A 19,326-nucleotide genomic window follows, 5' to 3' on the forward strand; every position below is an offset into this window, starting at 1 on the left:
AGTAGAGAATGGGTGGCCGATGACCGGGGCTCAGAGGCTTACCCTCTGCGGGGATGTAGACTTCACGGACCGGGGGAGGCCGTACATCACTTGGCACAGGCTAGGAGAAGGCTTTTGGAGCGTAAGCTTAAGGAGATGCTCCTAGAGCAAGCGAAGAGAGCTGGTATAAGTCCAGAGCAGCTTGCCGAGTGGCTCTACGAGTCTGCCGGTATACGGGTTAAAGCTACGTGGCATGATGTCGAGAGGGAGGTTCTACGATCAGACGAGGTTTCAGCACAGGAGCTTGCGGCCTACCTGCTCTCCGAGGGTGTTGAGGTAGATGAGAGTAAGTGGCTCGATATACTTAGGCAGCATGGCTTGTCAAAGAGCATCCCACGCCTACCTCGGGAAGGTGAAAAGTAGGCCTTGTGCGAGTCTCTAAGGCATCTAGAACGCTTGCCTTGTGGCAAGCTGCGCGACTGTATAGATATGCTTGCAATACTGTTTGCAGCTTCCAATCTAGGCCCCATAGGTAGGCCTAGCCTCTCAACACTCATTGGTATTGGTGAGAAACGCGTACGAAACCTTGTAGCAAAGCTTCGCAGCGCTGGGCTTGTTAAGGCTTCACGGGCAGGAATTACGTCGGACGGGATGCAAGGAGTGTTGTGCCTCAGTTCTGGGGGCTACACTATAGCCCTTGCAGCATGTAGCAGGGCAGTAGCCGAGCTGATGCTTCGCAGCATAGTAGCTCTGAGAGATAAGCTTGTAATCCTAACGGGAAGCCCAGCCATACTCGAGGTCATAGGCTACATAGACTCGAACGGTGCTACCGTCTTCCCGGGGCTTGGCTTGGAGCTCTCGGAGAAATATGCAAGGCTCGTCAGCGAGATAGGTAGCAGGGAGACCTGCAGGAGCGTAGGTGGCTGCCTCGTAGCCGTATTCAACTTGCCGGACTGCTATCGCTGCTGTGCAAGTTTCTTACAGGCACTGGCTATGTCCGGGTAGTTCTCAGCTATCTCCCTAACCCTGGAGACCCCGTCTATGTAGTCTATTATCTCTGCGACAGGTTCGGGTACATGTAGACGCCACTCATCAGAGCCAAGAAGCATTAAGCACCTGATATACTCGCCTGACCAGACAGACTTATTGCGTAGCGGTGGCGTAACGGTCTTCACCCCGGCGTCGCGAAACGCCCTGCTTACAGCTGGATTCGCCGTTGCCACTGCTTCCACGGGCGGCACGTAGCCGAGAACGAAGCCTGCATTGCCAGCATAGACTGAGAGGGTCTGTATCGTCGCTGTAACTATCCTGGCTAGATTGAGGCCTGCCCACTCGAGCGCAGCCCTAATCATTAAAAGTCTCTCGCCAGCCGTGAACGGGTTTAGCCAGGTATGGCTTTCATCAGCCATTCCAACGAGTATTACGACTTCCTGATACCTCTCGTAGAGCCACTTGACAGCCTCCAGGTGCCCTAGGTGGAATGGCTGGAACCTGCCAAAGAATAGTACACGTCCACGCCCAAGCCTCCGGTAGGCATTCTGGAACCACAATAGTATGCACCTCTTAGTCCTGCCCGCTAACTTAGAATCCCAGCTCCACGGCCTCTCAGCGCCTCGGGGCATAATAGTGGCTCGGCTAGTCTGCTTCGTCGTCAACCCTCTAGCCGGTATAGGTGGGCCCCTAGCACTCAGGGGCAGCGATGGCAGTGCAGGGCTAGAAGCGCTTCGTAGGGGTGCAAGGCTTGTATCCCCTGAGCGTGCTCGCGTCTTTGCTGAGGAGTGCAAGCGTCTACGGCTAGGGGAGAGGATAGTCTTCCTAACAGCCTCAGGAGTCATGGGAGAGACGCCCCTAAGCAAGGCAGGCTTTGCGTCATACCATGTTGTCTACCATCCGGACAGCTGGCCCACAAACCCCCACGATACCATGGAGACGGTTCGGGCCTGCATAGCCCGTGGCGCCGAGATAGTTGTATTCGTTGGAGGTGACGGAACTGCCCGCGACGTAGTGTCCGCACTGCACGAAGTTGGTGCTGCCAACACACCGATTCTTGGTGTACCCTCCGGTGTCAAGGTCTACAGCTCAGTCTTTGCAGAAAACCCTCGTGCAGCCGCCCATGTACTTGCCGAATGGCTTGATCACGGCACTACATGTGAAGGCGAAGTAGTGGATATAGATGAGGATGCATTTCGTGCAAACATGCTGAGAGCACGCCTGTACACTATAGCAAGGACTCCTTGCAGCCCATTAATGGTTGGGGCTAGCAAACAACCAACACCCTCCACGGAGGAGGAAGAGGAGAATAAGAGAGCTATAGCACGCTACCTGGCGGAGAACATGGAGGAATGCACCCTCTACATTCTAGGCCCCGGCACAACAGTCAAGGCTATAGCAGATGAGCTAGGTGTTGAGAAGACCCTGCTGGGGGTAGACGTAGTACACAACCGTAGGCTTGTAGCCGCAGATGTTGACGAGAAAACACTTTACAACATTGTGGCCAGGCACCTAGAAGGAGGCGGCAGGGTAAAGATAGTCGTGACACCTATTGGAGGGCAGGGCTACATCTTTGGAAGAGGTAACCAGCAGATATCGCCCAGGATACTGAGGCTCGTAGGCCGAGACAACATTATAGTAGTTGCAACAAAATCTAAACTCTCAAAGCTGAAACGGTTAAGAGTCGATACGGGAGATGAAAAGGTTGACGAGATGCTTAGAGGCTATATACGTGTCGTAACAGACTACGGCGAAGAGACCGTGGTGCGTGTAGAGTAGAATATAGCAATCCACACCCTCCGAGGGGGATTTGGAGATGTACGTGTTTCGGGATGAACCCATATACATGGAGGAGTGGAAAGCCCTACTGATAGCATCGCTAGCCATTGCCTTTGGATTTGTAGGCTTCAACGTAGTAGGCGTAATAGCTAATCCAGTTAGCTATGCTGGCGGTGTACTAGCTGGAGCCATTATCGGTGTTGTACTCCACGAGCTAGCCCATGCATGGATGGGGCGTAGGGAGGGATGCGTTGCCCACTTCGTACTGTCAAGGATAGGGCTTAGCCTCACACTATTCTTCGGGCTGCTCAGAACCCTCAACATACCATTCGTAATATTAGCACCCGGCTATGTCTCACTATACTGTAGAACCTTTGCACGCGACGACTACGTAGCAGCAGCTGGACCCATGACGAACATTGTCCTAGCGGTAATTGGTAGGGCAGCTGAACGGCTGGCAGCAAGCACGAGCTATGGTGCCTACGTATTCGCTGCTGGATTCACCGATGTAAACGCATGGATAGCACTATTCAATCTACTACCCTTCATACCACTCGACGGCTCAAAGATAATGAGGAGAAATCTCATAGCATGGCTAGCAATGCTGGTCCTTGCAATAGTCCTCGCCTACCTATAAGGAGGGATAGAAACTGAGCCGTGAAGCTGGCTACTCTAACAATGTGTAGTAGACCCTCTTCCTCCTCCTACCCCGGCTTTCCAGCTTCACAATCTTTATCCCAGGTATCTCACAAGTATTCCTCACGTGTGGACCGCCATCAGCTTGTATATCTACGCCAGGTATTTCGACTATTCTCAGCTTCTCAACATCTGGTGGAAGTTTATCAGCCAGTTTGACTATCCCGGGTATGCGTAGGGCTTCCTCCCTCGGCAACCAATAGACTTTAACCTCAATACACCTTCTAATGATCTGGTTAGCCTCCTCTACTGCTTGACGGACAGCAGACTTCCAATCATCAACATTTATCTCGAGATCATCCCTAGCCGTCTCCGGCGTTATATGGCCACCAGTAACTCTTGCACCGTACTTGTTGTAGAGTACTGCTAGTAGTATATGGCTGGCCGTGTGCAGCTTCATCATCTGGTACCTACGCTCCCAGTCAATAACGCCATGGACACGCATTCCCGGATGCAGCTTGGACAAGTCACCATCAACAATATGTGCTACATCGCCTTCACGCATTACGACATCTACTACACGCAGCTCTGAGCCGTCAGGTAGTATTAGAATGCCATGATCAGCGTCAAGGCCTCCTGAGGGCCTGGGATGAAATGCTGTAGCCTCGAGAAATACTGCATTTCCTTCTACACGGGTCACTATGGCATCAAACTCTTTGAGGTAGCTATCCTCTTGAAAGAGAAGCTTTGCTGGCAAAACGGGGACACCCATAGTGTGGACCTGGACTCAGGGTAAAAAAGACTCATTATCAGCTGTTTAGCTTTAGGATTAGACCATGCTACCAGTTGCAGCCGATCAGGGCTTGGCTGTTCTCACAACCTCAGCAAGGAACCGCGTAAAGCTGTGATGTTGCAGCTTTGATGCGATCTCTCTTGGAGACTTGACATAGGGGATGTCTAGTATATAAAGGGGCTTGGATAGTTATGCTAGCACCTTATCAGTCTTAAGCATGACTAGCCCACTGACTATCTCTGAAACCTTACGCAGCTTGTCACCATCAAACACTATTGCTCTACCCGGAGCTACTACAATGAAATAGTCAACCCTGCCTTCGAGCCCGGCAAATGGTACTACGGCGTTGTTAAACGACTCTATTACAACTACATCATAGCTTCTATCGAGAATAGTTAGACAGGCTGCAAGGTTCTCAGCAGCACTAGCTGTTGACAGTTTTTCAACAAGCCTACTCGCCGATATAGGTGTAGCACCTGTAGCCTTCACCAGTTCCTCAACAATTTTCCTAAAACTCGGCCCCAACCTCTCAACGTTCTCCGGAACGTAGTAATGAACTGCGCTCCCTTCCGCACAGCTAGAGAATCTGGCAAGAACAACCATACCCTCAATGCTCGATATCCTCGCTAGGTACTGGGCAACCCCACTAAAGAGTAAGGGGTCAGGATATGCAAGCATTAGGCTTACAGGGTTTACAAGGTGTATATTGCTATCACCAAGCTGTTCAATGTAAATTAGCGCATCGTTACCAGCTAGAATCCCGTGTCTTAGCGAGGACTCCACCGGATCCCATGAAGACCAGATGTTGTAGGCTGCTACCGGCTTGTATGCCATGACCCTAGCTCCAAGCGTCCTGAGCGCCGTAGCTAGTCCTACTGTAAACCACGTCTTTCCCGACTCTAGCTCGAGGAGACCAGAGACAAGTAGCTTTATAGCCATCCTGCAGCCTGCCCCAGGCTTATCGTACTGTTGAGGTATTATTGTCTCGGCGGTGTAAGAGTTACGCCCATACCTGGAATAGTACGAGTAGGGGTGTAATGAGCAGCCAATATGGCTGGAGTGATAGGGCTAGCTGGCATGAGGAAGTTGCAGAGACTAGTGGGCAGGAGAGGCGGCAGGGCCCCCGGAGCAGGATTGTCGAGGCAATAGCTGTTCTCCTCCTAGCTAGGCCGATGAGAGCTGCTGAGATAGCACAAGTACTGGGTAAGCCTACACGCTATGTTAGCAGCTACCTCAGCTATTGGCGTACACGAGGCCTCTTCGAGTACGAGAATGGATTCTGGACGCTAACCGAGAAGGGTGAAGAGTTCGCCAGAAGCATCCTTGAGCGCGAAATGAACTCCAGGGTTGCACAGTATGCTGCTCTTGCACGCCAGATACTGGAGCAGGAACAAGTCAGCTCGACAATAAACAACAATACAAGCACTGGACCGAGGCTACTCTCAGGCAGAATCCAGCCATTCATTGCCGCCTATACTGGTAAAACCGGCAAGAAACGACGAAAGCAGGGACTACCCAGATCAGCATGTATCCAGGCAATTCTCGCCGACCTGGAGATAGACGAGGAGGAAAGAGCCATTCTGGAGCATATGCTCAATCACTATCTACAATGGGGTACCTCGTACACCTACCTGGACCAGCTCGAGCACGATCTCGAAGCTGACAGAGTTTGGCTACTAACAGTGTTACGCCGTCTGCAGACAAAGGGAATCATGTACATATACAATGACCGGCGCCTTGGTATCAGAGTGGGGCTCTCCAAGAGGCTCAAAGAATTCGTCATTGCAACGTGCCAGCCCAGCTCTCAAGTATAGCTACCACCCCTATGCTTCGTCTGGAGAATGGGTATTCTTGCTCCGGGAATACCTAGCCAGAGCTAAACATAGCCTTTCACCATCAAGTTTATACAAACAGGCAAAAATACTCGGTGATGCATGGTATCTATACTCGCTGGCTAAGTAATACTGAGATGAGGCTCTGGGGTAGTGAAGATAAAAGGGGGGATGAAGCTTAGGTGAGAACCTCCTCGCTTTGCCGGAGTAGTTGTGGTAGTCTATACTTGTATCCAGCCGCGGCATGCTCGTCATCTACTATAGCCCGAAGGCTCGTCTCCGGTTCCTTAGCTTGACCTCCCAGTAGAGCTGCCTTGCTGCTGGATTGCTTGCAGGTGCCTCCAATATCTTTCCATTTGCTAGCTTTAGTAGAAGCTTGTCTCCTTGTATCCATACATCCTCGATCATGTCAAGTGAAGGATACTTCGCCTTGCCTTGTTGGTCATCCAAAAGTAGGCTTTCAGTCATAGCGTTTTGGGCACCTGCCAGTATTATCTAGATAGGGTCTACCTATATTTTGGTGTTTCGGAGGGTAAAATACTTGGGTTGTGAGGAGGCCATTTTGTGCTGATGCTTGTGTGATGAGTGGAGACCTCGCCGAACCCACCATTAGCGACTAGATGATTTCCTCCATCTTCTGCTGTATTATTCTCATAGCCTCGTCTCTTGTCATTTTAGTATAGCTAGCTGTTGTAGCTGCCTCCACTAAAGCCTCGGGAGCATTTTCAAGCTCATCAATTCCCTTCTCTATTGTTGTTTCAGCCTTGTAAGCGTCGCCATCAGCTATTAGTATTATCGTTGCTCTGGTCTTGGAGTTCTCGCTGTTAAGTATCGCTAGGCCTATGTTGTTGCCCTCTGCGTCTTTGAGCATTGCTATCTTCTCGCCGCGACGGGTTTCACCATAAATTATGGCCTCTGCAGGCTCTACTGGCGGCTTAAGCTGTGGCAAGGCTGGTTTCTTCTCAACCTTTTCGACCTCCTCTACTTGTGCACTTGCTATCCGCTCCTCCCTGACACGCTGTACTTCACGCTCAACTTCAACTTCACGTGCTTCTGTCCATGCTTTCTCCTCTTCTGTGACTGGACGCGCTAGTACCTCCTTGGCAGTCTGGAGTACCTCCCTGACAGTCTTTTCAACGTCCTCGTCGGGTATGCGGCGGAAGGCCTCGACACGTAGTGTGTCGAGCTTCCACACGATATCGCCGTCTCGCAACTCATATTCTATCCTTATCCTGACGACGTCGCCTTTGTCTATCCTTAGCTTGTTTACGAGTATCTCGAAGAGTAGCCGGTTGAGTTCGCCTGCCCTATAGGCTACTTGTTTAGGTTCTATTGCTCCCTTCTTGATTTCGTCTCTCAGCTGGGCGAAGAGTACCCGCCGGAGCTTGTCTGCATAGGCGCCTGCTATTACGAGGCCCGTGGAGAGCTGGGGCAAACAGTTCCACCTCTCTGGTTCCAATGCATAGTTTCCCACTAGCTATAAACTGTTTTACCTCTTCAAGAACATGTCCAGTGTTGTGGTACTACGCGTCTTTCTTGCAAGGATAGAGCTGTGGAGTGCACTGCGCGCAGCATCTGATAGCAAGAGCTTCTCCGATACATACCTTATAGCTTCATCTAGCGTGTCAAATGTTGCAACTAGGCCATGTACTAGTGCTTGCCGGGTTGTTTCGCGGAGGTGCCAGTTGCCAACGGGAGCATAGTAGTCCCTTGTTATCTCCCTCACTATTATCGCCTTTGCTTGTCTCCTCCTAGCGTGGAGTTGCTCTGCTACGGGGAGTCTCATAGCCATGTAGCCGCCATCCATCTCGGATAGCTTTAGGCTCATAGACTCTGTAACCCTGTAGACTACGGGCTGGCTAGCAGCTTGTGTCCAGGGTGTTAATGGGTGCCAAACCTCTATCAGCTCGGCCTCGTAGGAGCCTGGGAAGAGGATTACCGTAATGTAGTTGCCGAGGTAATGTGCATGGTAGACCTCGACTCTGCCCAGGGTATCGTAGGTTCGCACCCTGTGTAGCAGCCTGGTCGAGATTATCTGGTCGACAGCAGTTATGCTCCACCTTGTCGGTACTAGTCGCCGGCTTCTAACCCGGCCTAGGAGGCCTAGCGAGAAAGCCCTCACAATGGTGTATACGTCTACACCACTCCTATACAGTTCGTAGACAGCCTCATCGCTTCTTGCATCGTCCCATATCAGCTTCTCGAGCTTAGGGTGCAGCGTCGGGTTAGACTCGACAATAACTTTTCTTGCAGGGGCTGCAGGGCCTTGCGGGGCTAGCACACCGTCAAAGCGGAGTGAGGGTATGGGCGGTTTTTCTAGTAGTGCACGGGACTGGACAGGCTTGGTGGAAACAGCGGCTACGGAAATTTCCTCCTCGTAGAGCTTCCAGGGTGTTGTAGCCTGAACCCTCTTCACGCCCGAGACTAAGCTTGAGCGGTAAGAGATTATCGTGCGTAGGGGTAGCCTTTGCCTAGCCCAGTCGAGTGGCGCATCGTGCAGTCTTGCCTTCTCGCCGTGCTCCTCGGGCGGTAGGTTGTAGAGGATGGGCACAGTGGGATAGCCAGCCTCGCCGACAACAATGCTGGGAGGAGAGTCTCCCTCGACCTCTCTCGAACCCGTAATGCGAGAGGATGCTAGAACTTGCTGCCGAAACCTCTCAAGTATGGGGCAGTAGGGTAAGCCGCAGAGCTTCTTGTAGCCCTTGCACCGCGTGCAAAGGCCTGGCGGTATACGCCGCCCCACGTCCTAGCCCTCTCTCAGCCCTCCCTGCCTGTAGGTTCTATGGCTGTAGTGGGGTGTAGAGCTTTCCTCCTCATGCCTCTTGTATAGAATCCTATGTAGCTATGCTATTGTAACTTGTGGCGAGGTTAATTGGTGGTTTTGACACTGACCGTTTTAGGTTCAATCACCTTGATAAGTTTGGCTTTCCTCCACAGCTCCTCGATGCTAGCTGCACCAGCGTATCCAAGGCCTGCGCGGATACCCTCAACAAATCCGCGGATAACTCTTGATAGGGGACCACGATATGGTACTAAACCTTCGACGCCTTCTTCTAGCTTCTTTACGAGCCTCGCATATCTGTCCATGGCAAACCTCTTCTCCATTGCTCCTCGGCTAGTCATCCCCCTATAGGGCTTGTAGAGCTTCTCGCCTATTCTTATCAGCGGTGCAGCCGCTTCATCTGTTCCTGCAACAGCGTAGCCTAGCATTACAGAGCTAGCTCCAACTGCAAGAGCTTTTACAGCATCGCCAGGCGTCCTTATGCCGCCATCAGCTATCACTGGAGCATCTAGCTCCAGCTCTTCAACTGCATCCCTGGCAGATGCTGTAGCCCATAGCGTTGGCGAGTATGCCCCCTGTCATCTGTGGCGTCGTACATATTGATTCTCCGCCTACACCAGCTCTAACGCCGTCAATCCTCTCGACTATTGATGCTGCATCCATGACTGCTTGGTAGTTACCAACATTTCCTATCACTATGTCAGCAGTAGTCTCCTTAGCGATCCTTGCAGCGGCTCTCATCGCGTTAACATTGTGGAAGTGTGCTACGTCCATCACTAGTGCATCAACGTAGCGGTCTAGCATCTTTGCACGCTCTAGGTCGAAGGGTGATATTGCAGCGGCCACGATAAGCCTTCCATCTTAGTTGGTTGCAGGGTCATATTCTTCGAGAGCTTCACGCAGCGTTATCGAGCCAACGTAGTGTCCATCCCTATCAGTAACAGCTACTACGTCAACTTTGCCTTGCCTGACAATGCTAACTCCCTCCCGGATAGCCTCGAGGTGGACACTTGGCCCACTAATTGCCATTGAGTCTACGGGTTCGCCTCCGCTTCTACAATTCTCAGAGACAATGTGATAGTAGGCGTAGCCAGCTAGCCTTGCCAGCGGCATCTATGATCGGTAGCTGCCTAACCCCCTCTTTCCGCATAACCTCGAGTATGCGGGTACAAGGCTCGCCTTGGCTAGCGTAGAGCGGTCTGAGGGGTAGCGCGGCGGGATACTCCTTGACAGCTCTAACATCCTCGACTTGTCTGGCTATGGGTAGGTTGCGGTGCACAACACCTATGCCGCCGTGAAGCGCCATGTCTATAGCCATTTCTCTTTCAGTCACGATATCCATGGGCGATGATGCTAGAGGGATTTTCAGTCGGACATTCCTGCTAAACCTCGTGTCAGTCTTCACTTGGTGGGGCTCAACCTCCGCTCTCCCAGGCTCAAGGTATAGCATCTCCAAATACAAGCACTACCTGGGCGTCAAGAATTTTTGAGCGGAAATCAGCCAACATGTATCCACCTAAAGAGCCTCATGCAGCCCCATATCCGGGATGTAGCGTTTATTCGAGTTGTGGTTTTGCAGAGTCCCGCGGAGTACACGATGAGGAGCACGGAGGGCTGGAGGCCCTACCGGGAGCATGATACAGTCCTCGTTATTGGGTTTGGAGGACAGTACGTGCATCTCATAGCTAGGAGGGTTAGGGAGCTAAATGTTTACAGTGAACTCATACCGTTTAACAGGCTTGAGAGACATGTTGTTGAGGAGGTGAAGCCTTGCGCCATAATACTGTCAGGTGGGCCCTCAAGCGTCTACATTGATAACGCGCCGAGGCTGCCGGGCTGGCTTCTAGACTATAGCGTGTCGCTACTCGGCATATGCTATGGTCATCAGCTCCTATCCATAATGCTTGGTGGTTGTGTTGAGTGAGGGCAAGGCGAATATGGCAGGACTATAGTGAGGCTTGTTGGTAGCGACCCATTGTTTGGTGGGTGGAGCCAGAGCGAGGAGGTGTGGATGAGCCATAGCGACTATGTATCTCAAGTGCCGCCGGGTGCTAGGGTCCTAGCGGTCTCGGAGGATACCGGCTACATAGCAGCCTTTAGACTCGATAGGGATGGAAGGCCGATCTATGGCGTCCAGTTCCACCCCGAGGTTGCTCACACGCCTAAGGGCCGGCTACTCATAGAGAACTTTGTACTCCACATAGCCAGGTGTAGGCCCACCTGGAAGCCAGAAAATTATGCTGAGAAAATGGTTGAAGAGATACGAACGATGGTTGGAACCAGAGACAAGGTACTGGTTGCTGTTAGTGGTGGTGTAGACTCTACAACCACCGCGCTACTTGTCAAGAAAGCGGTTGGCGACCGCCTGGTAGCAGTATTTGTTGACCACGGACTTTTCCGTGAGGGCGAGGTTGAAGAAGTACTATTGACACTGCAGAGCCTGGGCATAAAGCCTATCGTGGTGCGTGCTGCTGACAAGTTCCTCTCAAGACTACGTGGCGTAGTAGATCCCAAGGAGAAGAGGAGGATTATCGGGGAAGAATTTGCCCGAATATTCGCCGAGATAGCTCGGGGAGACCCTGCAATAAAGTGGTTAGCCCAGGGTACAACCTATCCAGACGTAGTGGAGAGCAGTGCCGAGCCTGGGACTGATAGGATTAAGAGTCACCACAATGTTGCAGGGCTTCCAGCATGGCTGGACCTACACTTGATGGAGCCGCTAAGATATCTCTACAAGGATGAGGTGAGAAGGCTAGCTCTCAGCCTAGGCGTACCCCGCGAGGTAGCCTATCGACACCCGTTTCCAGGCCCAGGGCTAGCTGTGAGGATTATTGGTGAGGTTACCGAGGAAAAGCTTCGGATAGCTAGGCGTGCAAGCAGAATAGTTGAGGAGGAGCTGCTGAAAGCAGGACTATACTATAGTGTCTGGCAGGCATTCGCCGTGGTCGGGGACGATAAGTAGGTGGGGAAAGGAGACCGTAGGGTCTATGGCTACATAGTCCAAGTCCGGATAGTCAAGAGCGAGGATGCCATGACTGCTGACTGGGCCCGAATATCATACGAGGTCCTAGATAGGATTGCTAGAAGGATTACGGGCGAAATATCCGAGGTAACAATGGTTGCGTATGCGGTGACAACCAAGCCGCCAGCAACCATCGAGCCACAGTAGCGCCAGAGGCTGCATACTCACTCCAGTATCGTTCTCTGCTGTGCATTACATTATCCTGAAGTGTAGCACGCCAACAAGCCCCTTGAACGTCTTGCGTATCCACTCCGCCTCAGGTAGGTCTCCGCTCAAGAAGTAAACCTTGGTGCCATACTTCTTAGCCTCCTCCGCCAGTGTATCTGCATCAGGCCTCTCCTCGTCGACTATAATGTATTTCAGAGCACCCATTTCGAGGGCTGTTTTTACCATCTTGTCGCCATATACTGCTAGCCCGTCATCCTTTGCTAGGTGGAGCTTAAACTCCTCAACAGCCTTAGCGAGTTCTGCGTACTTGTTCTGCTCAATTATGTCGGCAGCCTTTATGACTAGCTCTCTCAGCCCAGCCTCGCCCTGATAGGCTACATCGACGGTCTTGCTTGCTATCTTTTGGCGTACACGGTAGTCCAGGAAGTCCCTTGCTTCCTCGAGGAAGTCTTGCTTGGCGTAGCCGGGGCCACCGAGTATTATCGCTCTGAGGACACCCTTCTCTATGAGTGGCAGGAAGTGTTTGTTCATTGCTTCGGCTACCTCGCGGTAGAAGCCCTTTACGAATTGCTCGATCTGCCTATCGAAACGCCTCTGGCTCTGACCGCCCTTATGGTGCTTGCCTGGCACGTAGCCCTCAAGTTCCTCTAGAACTTGTATACGTGTACCCTTAAGCAGGCCTATAGTGGCCTGGTCGCGCTCGATTATTACGAGGCCGTAGGTCTCCTCTTGTTCTATCATTTCCTCGAGGAATTCTGTATGGAACCACTTGTCGGTACGGTAGAAGAAGACTGGCACCGGTTCTGGCGGCGAGAAGACGAAGCATATGAAGTCCTTAGTCTCCATGTCCTCTCCGCAGAAGACTGCTAAGCCGTTAGGCGGCACCTTCTGTATCCTCGTAAGCCTATCCATGGCGGCTGCTAGTGCCCTCTGTACAGCGTCGCGGGTCCTCTTGAGCTTAATATTGTCGGTTATCGAGTACTCGGTTCTAAGCAGGCTGACAACGTCGCTTATGGGCCTGCCTGGTGGTATGTAGAGTGTTAGCAGTACCGTTGCCGGCGCCTTCCAGCGCTTAAGCTCTCTAATAATCTGTTTCAGTGTTCTCTTGTCAACCATTAGCTGGCTAGCTTGCTGCATTCCACCTTCCCCTGTGCACACATAAACTAACAGAGCGACACCTTATAACGTATACCATGCCAAGCTATCCTGGCCAAACAGTATTACTATGGGGTTCTGCTTAACGCTAAACCCTAGTAGACTATGGTCTCCCGGGGGACTAGCTCGTGGAGCATGTAGAGGTTGTAGTGTTTAGAGGCTATGGCTCTCGGAGCAGTGCCGTACGAGAGAATGCTAGGCGTGTAGTGGAGGCACTACGCGAAGCAGGATACCTGGCTTCTTTCTCGGAGGTAACAGTGCCAGTAGCTGATGGCGAGGAGGGGTTTGAACCGTTTGTGCTGGTAAACGGCGTCGAGGTATACATTTCAGCCGTAGAGGTTGACAGCTCTAGGTTAGCTGAGTATGTGATTGAAAGCGTGTATCTTGCAAGTACGCTAGCTGGCTTCCCCTTGCCTCCAGTGAGTATTGAGAGTTAGCACCTAGCCTTGTTTTTGTTGCATACCAAGCCTATAGAACGGACACGTTTGCCAGTACTTCTCGCATTTTGTAGCCTCACTCTTTGTCAGCAGGCGGTTGAGCACCTGGCATACCACAAGGTAGCCGCCAGCATACTCGTAGACCTTGAAGAATGGACAGCCAGATCTAGGCCTATGAGTTATAAGGTGTATTGGCTTGTAGGGGCGAAGCTGCTTCTCAATAGCAGGCTTAAGGCTTGCCTCGAGTACTGGGCGGCTACGCTGCTGGCTAGACGGCTCAACGTAAAACTTGCAAGACTTGTACTCAGCTTCGCCCCCAAGGCACCGCTCTGGCGAAGTCACAGCTGTCGTGGGCTCCGAGAGCTTAGGTGACGTGCATAACCCGCCGCGATACCAGGGACACGGCATTAGCAGCCACCGCTATAAGGTCCCCTTTTCGTCCTAGCAGCCCAGTACCCGGCGGATCTCGTCTAGGAGGGCAGCCTTCTCCTCCAGCTCCTTAACACGTTTTGCTAGCTCGTCGCGCTCCCTCTCTAGTTCTTCTAGCTGCTCCCGTATCTCCTCTAGTTGCTGTTTTACATCCTCCACCTCGCGCGTCTTCTCTAACTCCTCCCTGAGCCTGTAGTTCTCCTCACGAAGCTCCTTCAGCTCTTCCCTAAGCTTCTCGAGCTCCCTTCTACATTCATCTCCTTCTTCAGCAACTGCGAATGGGAGGGATATTGTTGGCTCTCCTCTGACAAGCTTTTCATATGTCTCTCTCACAATTTTCCCAGCCTTGGTCTTCCCTTGTAGATGGGCCCTTATCGTAGTCTCGCTCCTCCCAAGTTCCTCTGCGATCTGGCTAATGCTGTAGCCGGCCTTCTCTCTAGCAAGAGCAGCAGCAGCTATTGCAAGGCTGTCAAGCCATGTGGCTTTCTCAAGCGGGTCCCGTATGAGTTCTATTATCTCAGGTCTGTAGAGCGTGGCGACTATCAATGCAGTCTCTAAGAGCTTAATCTCCTTCTTCGAGGTTGGCCTTAGGGGGACATGGCTGAGATCTATTTTTAGCTCGCGCTGGACAGCCACGATGCATCACCGTGCAAGGAAGGCTCCAGTGTTAGACTAGGTTGCAGCAGGGAGGGTTTTTGCAGCACGGGTCGTTACCGGCGCTACAGCGGTTACGAACCCACTCGCGTATCATTTCTGCGAGCCTCTCATCCAGCGACATTAAGGCGCCAAGTAGGAAGCTGTTAGCGTGACAATAGCCCTCCTGCTTCAGTATCCTTGTTAGCGGAGCAACCATGGACTTTACTACTACGAGCCAGAAATTCCAGTCTGGCAACTCGAATAGCTCCCCCATACTCTTGATACTGTATTGCTCAAGAACGCTTTCCACATGGGCTAAAACCTTCGCAGTAACTTGTCCCGGCACCCTGGCGGCACGCATGCTCGTCCGGATAGCCTCCAGTAGCTGCATGAACCCCCCCGGTAGCCTGGAGGTAACGCTGAGAAATCAATAATTAGCTTATAATGTCTTCTGGCGATAAAGATGCGTAGGGGGGATGATAGCATAAGGCCTCTACCGAAAGGTGATGACGCTTTAGGCCGTTGACCCCCTAGATGGGTGTGTAGACAAACTCCTGCAGCCTATGTCTTATCTCGTAGATGTAAGCCCGTATCATTGTTGGAAGCTTCTCCCTGCCTGCAACAACTACCCGGTAGTAAGCCTTGTCAACAATATCATACGCCTTCATCACATCGCCAAGCGCTATGCTAGCTCGGTCACCGCATAGGATCGCATGGAGGTGCTGTGCCATGCTCTCTATAAGTTGGATTGATGAAAGCCGTCGCTCTAGTATCTCCGAGAGAGTCTTGTCGCCTCTCGACTTAGCGTCTACAAGCTTCTCACTATAAGCCTCCACTAGCCGCTGCGATGCCTCCAGGAGTCTGTCTACGAGTCCGCAGATAGATAGTATGTTAATACGTGCAGCAACACTCATCAGCTTCGCCTCCAGCCCAGAACATATGTTTAAGGTATGGCGTTGTTATAGGGTGGTTTAGGCCGGGATAATACTCCTGTCCATATGGTATTTCATAGTGTAGAATGTATTGGCCCTATATAAGGGTGTGGGGTTACCCCCGATTATTCGGAGGCGTAGAGCCGTGTCCCTAGGCCAGCGCGAGAACAGCAACGACAAGAACAATGTATACGTATACAGTAAAGACATAATCCTACACAAACTCTATGAAGATGATGAGGTTGTCGTTGTGGTCGCACCTAACGAGGACCAGTTACGGGAAATTATCCTGCGCCTTCTAAGGGAGAAACCGATGACGGTTAGGGAGCTCCACTCGATACTTTCGGGCCTCGCTAGCGAAGATAAGATACGCTATGCCCTTAACAAGCTGGTAGAAGAGGGTATCGTTGGTAGTGATGAAGAGGGTAGATACTACGCCTACTACGTCTAATTCTCCCTTTCTCTCTGTGCCCGATAGTTTTACTCGTTCCTCTCTCCCTCAAATCGTATTTACGGGTAGCTAGGTTCTCGAGACTCTCGATTACACTCTCATAACTTTCATCGTCAATGCTATCTACGATACACATACTAGCATAGAAGCAGGGTCACTCATGCCAAACCTCATAGCATTAATTGTCGAGAGCGCTATCCTCGGTTTAGCATACCTCGTACTGCACGAGGCTCTACACTATGCAGCGGCAAGAATACTAGGATTTGGAGCTGAGTTGGCATGGGGAAGCGACTCGTTTCTCCCATCCCCATCTGTGATCATCCATGGTAGCCCTACCGGGTGGAGGAGACTTGCAATACTCTATCTGCCCTACATCATTAATGCTGTATTCATATTGTCTGGCATGCATGTTGTAAGGCTTATTGGGCTGCTAACACTCCCTAACATGTTGTTAGAGGAGGACAATGATAGAAGCCTCCGTCTGCCATTTGCGGTAGGACTACAAGCACTAATTATAGGCTGTGTTGTAGTGTTAAACCCGTGCATGTGATGCGGGTAGAATGCTAGATAGATGGTGCTGAGCGTCTGACGGAACTCCAAAAATCTTTCCAAGAGGCTTAAACGGAGAGTGTGAGATCAAGGAAGTCCATTGGCAGCGGCCTACCCTTCTCCTTTAGCTCGTCGTACTTCTTCGAGAGCCACTCTACGAACACTGGGCAGCCATCAAACTTACCATCGCGCTCACAGCGCTCGCCAAGCTTGAGGAAACATTTGCCTGTACGCTTATCGTAGTATGGACACATCTTATGGTATTGTTTGGCGCTCCGTATCATCCTTGTTATCCAGCGTTTCTTTGGGTCACGCTTCTCTTTCTCCTCTACCTGCGAGAGTATACGGTCCAGCTCCTCGCTCGAAATACGCGTCTTGTTCATGGTTTATCACCCCTTCAGATGGTATTTGTTTAACATGTGGGTAGGAGGGTTTCGCCGTTTATGCAGACCAGCCTTAGTTTCGGGTACACCTAGACGGGTTCCCGGCTTCTATAGCATTTATGCTTTTATATCCTTATGCCTTTGGTCAGTAATTGGACTTCTATAAGCTATGGTGTGTATTGTATGGATTATGTAGTATGTGACCGCGGAGAGGTATGCATCCTCGGTGCCGGTGTTGCTGGCTCTGTTCTCGCATACCTGCTTTCCAAGAGGGGTGTGAGGATTCGTGTCTACGATATGTGGAGGAGTTATGTGAAACCATGTGGAGAGGCTATACCGTCATGGCTTCTAGAGGTCATTGACAAGCATGGCTTGCCTAGACCGAGAATCCTCAACACTGTAAAACGCTACGTTATAATCGGCTCTGACGGTAGAGTTGTTAGGGAGGTCGAATTCAAGGATCCTCCTTGGCTGATAATAGACAAGTCCGAGTGGATTAACAGGCTAAGGGCAGAGGTGAACATTATCGTTAAGCCGGTACGCAGTTACCCTCGCAGAGGCATAGTCGTTGACTCGCGCGGCCCATTCTCTTCTAGGGGTGGTAAGATTGTTGTTTGGAGGGCATACGGTAAGGTAGAAAAACTAGCAGACGATGAAGCCTACATAGTTATTGACTGGAGTAGGGGTGTAGGCCTAGCCTGGGTATTCCCGCATGGTGATAAAGCCAATTTTGGAGGAGGATTTGCTGGTGTTAGCGAGCCACGGAGATACACTGTAAAGCTGCTCAGCAAAGCTGGCCTAATCAACACAGATAAGGTAGAAGGTGAGGCATACTCGATACTTACCATACCGCCGCGCATAGACCTCGGCAGCGATAATGTTGTACGAGTAGGTGAGGCTGCTGGTCTCGTTATGAGTTTGGGTGGCGAAGGTATAAGGCCAGCAGTGCTGTCAGCAATAGCACTAGCATCGGTGGTAAAGCTTGAAGACGAGCTGGTGCTTGATGTAAAGTTATACAGACGCCTCGTTCACGGGCTCGTGAGAGAGGCTAAGCTTCATGCTAGAATATTAAAGTTCGCATCGCTGTTAGGTGAAAAGGCTGCATATCGAGCTTTAACAATGGCTTCTGACAGTCTTCTAAAGAGCTGGTTTGAGGGTAAACTTAACAGCGTCTCGTCGATAATCTTCGGCATGCTTGGCAGGAAGAGTGATGGAGACTAGTGTATCACCTCTTTAGAACCTCGAGTAGTTTGCGTGTAACGAACTCCCTAGCCTCTGCTGCACTGGGAAACTCCTGCCTACTCTTCACGGTGTATTCGAGTATGAAGCTATTACGCTTCTGGTCATATGCCAGCTTGGCTTCCAGCTTACCATCATAGGTTATTTTTATGAACTTCTCGTCGGTCTTTAGCTCTAGTCTAAAGCCCTTCTTCTCAAGCTCCCGTAGAACAGACATGGCAGCTTCGAGTAGCTCCTCGACACTAGCCTTCTCCCCCTTCTCAATCTCCCGCAACCTAGCTTCAATAGCCTCAATAACTTCAGGAATGTCGCTATAGGCTTTCCTGGCCTCTTCAAGTATCTTCTTCAGTATTCTCAGCGCCTCGCCACTCTTATCAGTCTTTACCAGTGTTAGTAGATCGTCGAAATCCTTGCTGTGCAAGTAATCTGCTAGTCTTCTCACATCGCCACCAAAGACGTTAAACCTGTACTTATCCTCAGCTCTACCAATCATTTTTCTAATATCGTCCACGTACTGTCTAGGTGCGTCGGGGCTTGCAAGTATACGGTTTACTATATGCCGGAGGAAGTCAATCCTCTTTGTCTTAAGCGTTGAAGCCATAGCTATCACCTCGCCAGCGTGTCCCCGGGTATGCAGTGATACTATCCATATGCTAGTTGTTAGCCTAGCCTTAATTAACTATGTATCGGACATAGACTACCTAGCTATGTGTGGTGGCTGCTAGCGCAGCTACCGGGGCAGACCCGGGTTGACAGGCAACAGCTGTGTAGAGTTTACATCAAGGATAAGGCATGATGGCGTTGTAGAGGTTAGGCTTGAGAAGGAGGGCCATGGTTTCTCGATTGTCATCCATAATATTGTCAAGCAGGTAGATGTAATTACCGGCGAAGAGATAGGCGAGATAATGGTAGTAAACAAGTACAGGATTACGGGTAGGCTCGTAAAGCTATGCAGTGTTGGGATCCCAGTAGAGCATATTAGGAATGGTAGTGCTGAAGTACTAAGGTTTAGGGATGCAGTAAGCAAAGCTGTGCTGGAAATAAGCTATGTTGTCTGTGGCGAGAATGTAGATGTCACTGTTGCAGTCTGCAGGGAGCCTAAATGTAATTGTGTTTAAAGCCCGGCCATGCTCT

At 51.1% G+C, this 19,326-nt stretch carries 27 protein-coding genes and 1 pseudogene; 11 read left to right on the forward strand and 17 right to left on the reverse strand.

Annotation, left to right across the window (positions count from 1 at the left end; genetic code table 11):
* Nucleotides 1–90: 90 nt before the first annotated feature.
* Nucleotides 91–402: a hypothetical protein gene (locus tag HBUT_RS06310; RefSeq protein WP_011822361.1), complete on the forward strand. Its 312-nt coding sequence runs from the start codon at nt 91–93 to the stop codon at nt 400–402.
* 3 nt (nt 403–405) lie between these two features.
* Entirely contained in the window at nt 406–984 is a 579-nt protein-coding gene (locus tag HBUT_RS06315) for a hypothetical protein (RefSeq protein ID WP_048061518.1), read from the forward strand.
* Here HBUT_RS06315 and HBUT_RS06320 read toward each other — a convergent pair.
* Nucleotides 936–1,529: a nicotinamide-nucleotide adenylyltransferase gene (locus tag HBUT_RS06320; RefSeq protein ID WP_228546726.1), complete on the reverse strand. Its 594-nt coding sequence runs from the start codon at nt 1,527–1,529 to the stop codon at nt 936–938. The genes HBUT_RS06315 and HBUT_RS06320 overlap by 49 nt on opposite strands.
* 76 nt (nt 1,530–1,605) lie before the next feature.
* Between HBUT_RS06320 and HBUT_RS06325 the strand changes: the two genes are divergently transcribed.
* Together HBUT_RS06325 and HBUT_RS09000 are read left to right on the forward strand one after the other, a co-directional pair.
* A complete protein-coding gene (locus HBUT_RS06325) occupies nt 1,606–2,748 on the forward strand; it encodes an ATP-NAD kinase family protein (protein ID WP_011822364.1) in 1,143 nt (380 codons plus the stop codon).
* A 37-nt stretch (nt 2,749–2,785) separates the two neighbouring features.
* Nucleotides 2,786–3,385, forward strand: coding sequence for a zinc metalloprotease (locus tag HBUT_RS09000; RefSeq protein WP_011822365.1), 600 nt, complete (start codon nt 2,786–2,788; stop codon nt 3,383–3,385).
* Between the two features lie 30 nt (nt 3,386–3,415).
* Here the strand turns inward: HBUT_RS09000 and alaXM are convergent, their stop codons facing one another.
* Both alaXM and HBUT_RS06340 read right to left on the reverse strand, forming a co-directional pair.
* Nucleotides 3,416–4,141 (reverse strand): alanyl-tRNA editing protein AlaXM, encoded by a 726-nt coding sequence (gene alaXM, locus HBUT_RS06335; RefSeq protein WP_011822366.1) that lies wholly within the window; start codon nt 4,139–4,141, stop codon nt 3,416–3,418.
* Between the two features lie 225 nt (nt 4,142–4,366).
* Nucleotides 4,367–5,116 carry a hypothetical protein gene (locus HBUT_RS06340; RefSeq protein ID WP_011822367.1) on the reverse strand — a complete coding sequence of 250 codons (750 nt, stop codon included), beginning with the start codon at nt 5,114–5,116 and terminating at the stop codon, nt 4,367–4,369.
* Nucleotides 5,117–5,214: 98 nt separating this feature from the next.
* On the opposite strand from HBUT_RS06340, the gene HBUT_RS06345 reads away from it, so the two are divergent.
* Complete coding sequence (locus HBUT_RS06345; RefSeq protein ID WP_011822368.1) at nt 5,215–5,991, forward strand: helix-turn-helix domain-containing protein; 777 nt, start codon at nt 5,215–5,217, stop codon at nt 5,989–5,991.
* A gap of 276 nt (nt 5,992–6,267) precedes the next feature.
* Here HBUT_RS06345 and HBUT_RS06350 read toward each other — a convergent pair whose 3' ends face one another.
* The 7 genes from HBUT_RS06350 to HBUT_RS09850 form a co-directional block, all read right to left on the reverse strand.
* Nucleotides 6,268–6,477: a hypothetical protein gene (locus HBUT_RS06350; RefSeq protein ID WP_153801404.1), complete on the reverse strand. Its 210-nt coding sequence runs from the start codon at nt 6,475–6,477 to the stop codon at nt 6,268–6,270.
* A 148-nt stretch (nt 6,478–6,625) separates the two neighbouring features.
* A complete protein-coding gene (locus HBUT_RS09260) occupies nt 6,626–7,444 on the reverse strand; it encodes a DUF2258 domain-containing protein (RefSeq protein WP_011822369.1) in 819 nt (272 codons plus the stop codon).
* A 54-nt stretch (nt 7,445–7,498) separates the two neighbouring features.
* Nucleotides 7,499–8,752: an Nre family DNA repair protein gene (locus tag HBUT_RS06360; protein ID WP_011822370.1), complete on the reverse strand. Its 1,254-nt coding sequence runs from the start codon at nt 8,750–8,752 to the stop codon at nt 7,499–7,501.
* Between the two features lie 125 nt (nt 8,753–8,877).
* Complete coding sequence (locus tag HBUT_RS10035) at nt 8,878–9,309, reverse strand: IMP dehydrogenase (protein ID WP_267195221.1); 432 nt, start codon at nt 9,307–9,309, stop codon at nt 8,878–8,880.
* Between the two features lie 4 nt (nt 9,310–9,313).
* Nucleotides 9,314–9,637, reverse strand: a complete 324-nt coding sequence (locus HBUT_RS10040; RefSeq protein WP_052287762.1) for an IMP dehydrogenase — start codon at nt 9,635–9,637, stop codon at nt 9,314–9,316.
* A 15-nt stretch (nt 9,638–9,652) separates the two neighbouring features.
* A complete protein-coding gene (locus HBUT_RS09845) occupies nt 9,653–9,904 on the reverse strand; it encodes a CBS domain-containing protein (protein WP_228546727.1) in 252 nt (83 codons plus the stop codon).
* Nucleotides 9,855–10,241, reverse strand: a complete 387-nt coding sequence (locus HBUT_RS09850; protein WP_228546802.1) for an IMP dehydrogenase — start codon at nt 10,239–10,241, stop codon at nt 9,855–9,857. The genes HBUT_RS09845 and HBUT_RS09850 overlap by 50 nt, the downstream gene beginning before the upstream one ends.
* 147 nt (nt 10,242–10,388) lie before the next feature.
* Between HBUT_RS09850 and guaA the strand changes: the two are divergent.
* A pseudogene (gene guaA / locus HBUT_RS06375) lies at nt 10,389–11,960 on the forward strand (glutamine-hydrolyzing GMP synthase).
* A gap of 45 nt (nt 11,961–12,005) precedes the next feature.
* Here the strand turns inward: guaA and prf1 are convergent.
* Nucleotides 12,006–13,118, reverse strand: coding sequence for a peptide chain release factor aRF-1 (gene prf1 / locus HBUT_RS06380; RefSeq protein ID WP_011822371.1), 1,113 nt, complete (start codon nt 13,116–13,118; stop codon nt 12,006–12,008).
* Nucleotides 13,119–13,264: 146 nt separating this feature from the next.
* Between prf1 and HBUT_RS06385 the strand changes: the two genes are divergently transcribed.
* Nucleotides 13,265–13,573: a hypothetical protein gene (locus HBUT_RS06385; protein WP_011822372.1), complete on the forward strand. Its 309-nt coding sequence runs from the start codon at nt 13,265–13,267 to the stop codon at nt 13,571–13,573.
* 3 nt (nt 13,574–13,576) lie between these two features.
* Here HBUT_RS06385 and HBUT_RS06390 read toward each other — a convergent pair whose 3' ends face one another.
* The 4 genes from HBUT_RS06390 to HBUT_RS06405 all read right to left on the reverse strand — a co-directional run bounded on the left by HBUT_RS06390 (nt 13,577) and on the right by HBUT_RS06405 (nt 15,552).
* Nucleotides 13,577–13,981 carry a hypothetical protein gene (locus HBUT_RS06390; protein WP_153801405.1) on the reverse strand — a complete coding sequence of 135 codons (405 nt, stop codon included), beginning with the start codon at nt 13,979–13,981 and terminating at the stop codon, nt 13,577–13,579.
* A gap of 33 nt (nt 13,982–14,014) precedes the next feature.
* Complete coding sequence (locus tag HBUT_RS06395) at nt 14,015–14,638, reverse strand: transcriptional regulator (protein WP_011822373.1); 624 nt, start codon at nt 14,636–14,638, stop codon at nt 14,015–14,017.
* A 31-nt stretch (nt 14,639–14,669) separates the two neighbouring features.
* A complete protein-coding gene (locus tag HBUT_RS06400) occupies nt 14,670–15,029 on the reverse strand; it encodes a hypothetical protein (RefSeq protein ID WP_011822374.1) in 360 nt (119 codons plus the stop codon).
* Between the two features lie 139 nt (nt 15,030–15,168).
* The gene (locus HBUT_RS06405; RefSeq protein WP_011822375.1) at nt 15,169–15,552 is read right to left on the reverse strand and encodes a hypothetical protein; all 384 of its coding nucleotides are present in this window, start codon (nt 15,550–15,552) and stop codon (nt 15,169–15,171) included.
* Nucleotides 15,553–15,715: 163 nt separating this feature from the next.
* Here HBUT_RS06405 and HBUT_RS06410 point away from each other — a divergent pair, with 163 nt between their 5' ends.
* Nucleotides 15,716–16,021, forward strand: a complete 306-nt coding sequence (locus tag HBUT_RS06410; protein WP_011822376.1) for a helix-turn-helix domain-containing protein — start codon at nt 15,716–15,718, stop codon at nt 16,019–16,021.
* 160 nt (nt 16,022–16,181) lie between these two features.
* Nucleotides 16,182–16,571, forward strand: coding sequence for a hypothetical protein (locus HBUT_RS06415; protein ID WP_011822377.1), 390 nt, complete (start codon nt 16,182–16,184; stop codon nt 16,569–16,571).
* Between the two features lie 67 nt (nt 16,572–16,638).
* Here HBUT_RS06415 and HBUT_RS06420 read toward each other — a convergent pair whose 3' ends face one another.
* Nucleotides 16,639–16,953 (reverse strand): hypothetical protein, encoded by a 315-nt coding sequence (locus HBUT_RS06420; RefSeq protein WP_011822378.1) that lies wholly within the window; start codon nt 16,951–16,953, stop codon nt 16,639–16,641.
* A gap of 183 nt (nt 16,954–17,136) precedes the next feature.
* Between HBUT_RS06420 and HBUT_RS06425 the strand changes: the two genes are divergently transcribed.
* A complete protein-coding gene (locus HBUT_RS06425; protein WP_011822379.1) occupies nt 17,137–18,174 on the forward strand; it encodes an NAD(P)/FAD-dependent oxidoreductase in 1,038 nt (345 codons plus the stop codon).
* Nucleotides 18,175–18,178: 4 nt separating this feature from the next.
* On the opposite strand, the gene HBUT_RS06430 is transcribed toward HBUT_RS06425, so the two are convergent.
* A complete protein-coding gene (locus HBUT_RS06430; protein ID WP_011822380.1) occupies nt 18,179–18,793 on the reverse strand; it encodes a hypothetical protein in 615 nt (204 codons plus the stop codon).
* 148 nt (nt 18,794–18,941) lie between these two features.
* On the opposite strand from HBUT_RS06430, the gene HBUT_RS06435 reads away from it, so the two are divergent.
* Complete coding sequence (locus tag HBUT_RS06435) at nt 18,942–19,310, forward strand: hypothetical protein (RefSeq protein ID WP_011822381.1); 369 nt, start codon at nt 18,942–18,944, stop codon at nt 19,308–19,310.
* The last annotated feature ends 16 nt before the right edge of the window (nt 19,311–19,326 follow it).

This window comes from Hyperthermus butylicus DSM 5456 (assembly GCF_000015145.1).
Lineage (GTDB): Archaea > Thermoproteota > Thermoprotei_A > Sulfolobales > Pyrodictiaceae > Hyperthermus > Hyperthermus butylicus.